At 41.7% G+C, this 5,941-nt stretch carries 4 protein-coding genes; all 4 read right to left on the reverse strand.

What is annotated here, in order from left to right; genetic code table 11:
- Positions 1-133: 133 nt before the first annotated feature.
- Positions 134-847, reverse strand: a complete 714-nt coding sequence (locus Q0J48_RS06280) for a DUF975 family protein (RefSeq protein WP_296242597.1) — start codon at positions 845-847, stop codon at positions 134-136.
- A gap of 69 nt (positions 848-916) precedes the next feature.
- Entirely contained in the window at positions 917-2,827 is a 1,911-nt protein-coding gene (locus Q0J48_RS06285; protein WP_296242599.1) for an LCP family protein, read from the reverse strand.
- A gap of 18 nt (positions 2,828-2,845) precedes the next feature.
- On the reverse strand, positions 2,846-4,468 hold the full coding sequence (locus Q0J48_RS06290; RefSeq protein ID WP_296242600.1) for an LCP family protein: 1,623 nt from the start codon (positions 4,466-4,468) through the stop codon (positions 2,846-2,848).
- A gap of 195 nt (positions 4,469-4,663) precedes the next feature.
- Positions 4,664-5,836 (reverse strand): hypothetical protein, encoded by a 1,173-nt coding sequence (locus Q0J48_RS06295; RefSeq protein WP_296242601.1) that lies wholly within the window; start codon positions 5,834-5,836, stop codon positions 4,664-4,666.
- Positions 5,837-5,941 lie beyond the last annotated feature (105 nt).

A 5,941-nucleotide genomic window follows, 5' to 3' on the forward strand; every position in this document is an offset into this window, starting at 1 on the left:
CGTCATATTGATCACCCAAATCTTTAATATTATATCGTATTTCTGCCCAAATACAAAACTTTACAAAACCGGTCATCTCTTATGACCAAAAAAAATCGTATAAGGATCCCTATACGATTCATCAATGATACACTTACAATTCTGGAATGGGCGGCAGTTGAGCTTGATCAATTCCATGGGCTTCTTTTAAATGCAGATAGAGATGCGTCATGGTCATATCCACATAAGGACCTACAAACACAACGCCAATTCCACAACATAACACCCCTAACAAGATCCACCCTAAAAAGGAAAGCTCTAAGATAAAAATGTTCCATTTATTATTTTTGGTTAACTGCGCCGATCGTTCAAACACCTCAGAAGATTTCATATCTGGATTTTCCGCCAGGATAAAAGGAACCATTCGATATTCATAGATCTTAATAATTCCCGGAACCACAAAACAAAGCAGCCAGAGCGCAATTTTCAACTGATACAAAAAGGTGATTTTAATGACATTTCCATAAGAGGATTTAAAAAAATCAAAAAGAAGTGAAACGGAAGGTGTTCTTTGAACCGATTCCAAGAAGTATTTTGTAAGGCCGATCCATATCGTATGCCCCACAAAAATAGAATAGATCCAAGAAAGAATGACCATCGTGATCCATATCCGAATCAACGCATGAAGATCCATGGCAAAATTACTAAAAAGGACAAGAATCCCATCTTGCGGATCATAGATATCGGTCAACAAGGTGAAAAAAGATCCTTGAAGGATCCCGCCAAGAATCGACACCCCCAGAATAGGCCAGTACTTTCCTTGTAACGTTTGTTTGGCTCTTTGTTTCATTTCATCGGATGTCCACATTATCATCACCCACTTTATAAAATTATATCATGCCAGACAAAGAAAAAGCGCAGAATCTTCTTCTACGCTCTAATAGCCTTCCACTGGTTCTTGGGAAATGCTCGAATCAACATTCGGTTCAGAATAATCTTGAGATGGATCTGTGGTTTCCATAGTGCTTTGGTCCCCATAAGATTCTTCCGATGGGATCGGCTCATTATATTCCTCATAATAAGTAGAGTCATTGGTTGAATCATCGGATTCGGTATAAGCATCATAAGGCGCTGTAACCGTATCCGTTCGATAATCGATCGTGGAATCGTAGCCGCCCCAATAATTATAAACCGGATACGTTGTCTCTAACCACGAAACATCCACCGAGTCAGAAGATTCATCGTTCATGACAGCTTCGATCTTTTCCCGTGCAACTTGTACGGTCCGCATATCCGGAATCGAGACATAAGCTTCCTGCCCCAGATCTGCACAATACATCATATCGCCTACCACATCAATTTGATAAGTTTCAAAAGTCCATTCCGGGTTTGCCTGCAATTGATACTGTAATAGAGATGTGATCTCACTTGTGCTCATATTGGTTTCAAAGGCGCCGCTGAAAGCATCCATCAAGCTGGCATAGTTCACAATGATCTCAGGAGAAATCGCCTTATCAACGATGGCCTGTAAGACTTTCTGCTGGTTTCTTACGCGCTGATTATCTCCATCTTCATACGCATAACGTTCACGGGCAAAAGAAAGCGCACGATCTCCTTCTAAATGATTCCAGCCTTCTGTAACGCCCTCTAAGCTGCTGTCAGCATAGAAAGTATCTACCGCCATACCTTCTTCAATATAAACATCGATACCGCCTAAGGCATCCACAATATCCGTAACACTGGAGAAATTCACGCGGAATGTATAGTTGATCTCGATTCCCATAAGATTTTCAATAGTCATCTTCGAAGCATTCACGCCATGCATTCCCAGGTGGGTCAACTTATCCATGGCACCGATCTGGCATCCGTCGGCCACATCACAAACAGACTCAACATAAGTATCTCTAGGAATACTGGTCAATAAAATCGTTCCGGTCGCAGGATTCACGGTAACGATCATATTCACATCCGAACGAGATAATTCCCCGACATCTCCATAAGTATCGTTTCCGGAAATTAAGATATTAAAGGGTTCGGTCGTGATATCGGATACCACCAAGGCTTCATTGGCTTTATCCGTATAATAAACCGTCTTATGGACGACTTTCGTTTCACTTTCAAAATTGACAAAGTCTTCCAGTTCCGAGACATTGTTGCGATACGTTTCATTTAAAACGATCGCATCCACTTCCTCGGAATATAACGCATCCACTAGGGCTTGCACACTGACATAATCCTTCTGATCAAAAGGAAGTGAACCATAGTCTTCGGCAAAAACAGGTTCTTTGTTTTCTTCTTCCGTTTCTTTTTGATCTTCTTCTGCTGCATAGACATCAAAGACAGACTTTGAGACCATCGCGCTTTTCTCTTCTTGATTAAACTGTTTCTTTGCGTCTTTTAGAAACTGTTCCGTTCCATAATTATCGATGGTCCTTAAATAACCGATGGTGGCATCTTCAAGATCTTCCAGATCTTCTGCCGGATTGGATCCCATCGTAATCAGAGAAACTGTATTTTTAATTTCACCTTCATGGGTCGTAATGTTGGTCAACATGCTGGAGGTTCGATAGAGATAGAACGATCCCAGGCCCATGACACCCATGATCAAAAGAACAAATAAAGTTGAAAAAATCTTGCCTACAATTTTGCGGTTAAAAAAGTTAACACATACAATACCAATAGCACTGATCAGAACCAGGATCAAAATGACCGGTACCAATAAATTGGTGGGCAGAACATTCAATACAACCAATTCTGCTCCGGCGACAATGGTGATCAGAACGAGCAAAACAGAAAGAATGATCGCAAAAATTTGAAAAGCTTTGCTTTTTTTTTGAACCTTCTTCATCTTCTACTCCTCCTTTTCTCAATAGCTGTAGTCTGGATCCTCAACCCAAAGATCAGAATCTTGAACATACGTATTTGATTCTTGGCCATCCGCCTCGTTAGAATTCTCTGGCAGATCCATATATTCACTAAAATCCCAAAGTGTCAGCTGTGAAAGATCCGTTGTCGGCGATTCGATGGATTCACTTGAATCCCCATCTAATACCGCCTGGATCTTTTCTTTGGCCGCATCGACATATTCCATATACGGGATCATGACCGATGCATAGTCTCCCTGGATCGTACAGTACTCTGTGCCCACTTCACCAACGATCGAGAAGTTTTCAAACTTCCAGTCCGGCATCATCGCAAACTGATACCGGATAAAAGAACGAATTTGATCGGCCGGCATATTGGTTTCAAAAGCACCGCCTAACGCATCAATGAAATCACCAAAGTTCAATAACATACTTGGAGAAGCGATTTTATTGATCAAAGCTTCCAAGACGATTTGCTGGTTTTTCACGCGCTGGTTATCACCATCGGTATAGGCATAACGCTCTCTGGCAAAAGCCAAAGCTCGCTCACCTTCCAAATGATTCCATCCGGCCTGTACGCCTTGGGTTCCATTGGCATAGAAGGTATCGACTTCCAAACCTTCTTCGATATATACATCGATTCCGCCCACGGCATCCACAAGGTTGACCAGACTGGAAAAATTCACACGAACGGTATAGTTCACAGGGATCTCCAATAAGTTTTCAATCGTTTCATCCGTTGAAGCCACACCATATAAGCCCGAATGCGTCAGCTTGTTCAATGTATCGGCCGGACAAGCCTCTGCCCCTTCTGGACAAACTAAGGTAACATAGAGATCACGAGGAATACTTGTCATCAAAACTGTATGGGTTGCCGGATTGATCGTCACTAACATATTCACATCGGAACGACTGTTTTCATTTAATGAACCGTACGAGTCATTTCCGCTGATCAATACAGTAAACGGATCCGAAACGATACTGCTGACGCGATTTAACGACTCATTTTGCGACTCGGAACGATCTGTGTAGTACACAGTTTGATGGACATTGACCGTGGAAGTCCCAAAATTGGTATATTCGCCACCCATTTCATGGATATCATATTCATAAGCTTCGTCAAGGATGATCGCATCGACCTGATTCGAATAAAAGCCGTATAATAAATCACTCAAAGTGTAATAATCATATACATCGATAGAGACATCGTTACTTTCCAGATCGTTGATGCAGCGCTGGATCCCGTCTTCATTGAGGCTTGGTACGATCCCGACACTTAAGCCATCCAAATCCTTCGCGTTATCGATTCCCGAACCTTTCAGTGCGTAGACATTGATGCGGTGGGCGACTTTATCCGTCAAATTGGTCACTTCATTAAAAAGATTGGTCAGCCCGTAAACATAGTAGTTTCCAAATCCATATCCCACTGTCAAGACAGCCAAAAGAAGTGTCATAAAAAGCTTAGACACTTGTCTTCTACATTTGAAATTTGAAAATAAGATGATCATGAGCGTTAGCAGGACGATCACACTGACCATAGGGATCAACAAGGTCAGCGGGAACATATCCAAAACGATCAATTGAAAGATCAAATAAGCGACTAAAGCTAATGCGGCAATTGACAAAAGAAAACATAAGATGACAAGAAAAGGAGATATTCTTCTTCGTTTTTTTCGAGGCATCTTACGTGAATTTGTCGGTACTCGTTTTTTTCCCATGCGCTTATTTTTGCATTTTATTAAGATTCTGTCAAATTTTGCCCTATAAATAACATTAAAATCCCATATTCTTGGTAAAAATCGACGTTTTTATCCCCGAAATCACCACTTAGATCGAACAATGACCATTTGTCCTCCGACCGCAATCAATACATAAATCAGGATCAGACCGCATTGTCCCCACAAACCAGGCATCAAAAGAGCCGAAAAGATCCATACAACTAGGGCGCCCATCAAACAAGGGAAAACCTTGGCCATTTCTTTGAAACTAGGAACCGCAAGCTTTTGAATCGTTAAGCCGCTCATCCATCCTGCCGCGATCCCTGCCAAAACCAAAGATCCCCAAAGTCCAAACCAAGGAATCATCACGATAGATCCTAGGCCAAAGATGATCTCCACAAGAAAAGAAATCTTGCGTGATGGAACGTGATGTTTTTGCAGCACGAGTCGATTCAGGACAACCAATCCTGGACAAAGCCAGAAAAGATGCCCGATCGTTCTAAAAAGCTCAAAACCTTCTTTTCCCGGCAAGAGTCCTAAGCCTAGCCCTAAAAAGCACAGGAGGTGATTGACTTCTCTTCGCAAGGACAAAGGAATTCTTTCGAGGCAGAAAATATAAAATCCCGCCAAAAGAAGCATGCAGAAATACATTCCCGTTTCTTCAATCGAACGCGTTTGTCCGCATACCAGAACAGGACCGGCCAAAAGAAAAGAACGAAGGATTGGAACCCATAATTGTTTCCCTTGGATCTGGATTTCCTTTTTCATCGAGTCAAAAGAGATCGATTTCAGACCCGGTAAAGGAAACACTTTGCATAATGCATCAAAAAAGAACCAATTGCTTAAAAGAAGAGCCGCCAAAGCCGCATCATTAGTATAGCGGATTTGTGTATAGAACAGGATCAAGAAAAAGGCTGTGATGCCGATCCCAATCAGATCTTGAAAAGGCCTGTTTTTCGTCGGTACCAACCCTGAGCCAAACAACATAGGAAGAAAGATCAGACTTTGCGAAAAACTTTGAAAAAAGAGCGATACGATTAGATAAATCACACAACAAATTCCCATCAAAATAAATTGTGCCCCCTGCAATGACCAGGATAACTTTTTCTGATATTGGCTTCCTTTCAAAATTCCCGCAAAGAAACCCGCTAAAGCCAATGAAAAACTCAGTTGACCCATACCTGCCAAGCCCAATACCGAAACACAATGGATCCAGGCCAATACAATTCCGAGACCGAAAAACAATGATTTACAATGATGGATTGAAACTTTCATAGTTGTATTTTTACACACTCTATAAAAAAAGAAAAGGCGGATCAAGCCTTTTCTACAACATGTTCTGCATCTTTATAGATACTGTGCGCGGGAATCACGCCCCGA

The sequence above is a fragment of the uncultured Faecalicoccus sp. genome (assembly GCF_944325745.1).
In the GTDB taxonomy this organism is placed as follows: Bacteria; Bacillota_I; Bacilli_A; order Erysipelotrichales; family Erysipelotrichaceae; genus Faecalicoccus.

Coding starts and splice junctions, on each gene's coding strand:
- Q0J48_RS06280 (WP_296242597.1), bottom strand. CDS start 847: ATGTGGACATCCGATGAAATGAAACAAAGAGCCAAACAAACGTTACAA.
- Q0J48_RS06285 (WP_296242599.1), bottom strand. CDS start 2,827: ATGAAGAAGGTTCAAAAAAAAAGCAAAGCTTTTCAAATTTTTGCGATC.
- Q0J48_RS06295 (WP_296242601.1), bottom strand. CDS start 5,836: ATGAAAGTTTCAATCCATCATTGTAAATCATTGTTTTTCGGTCTCGGA.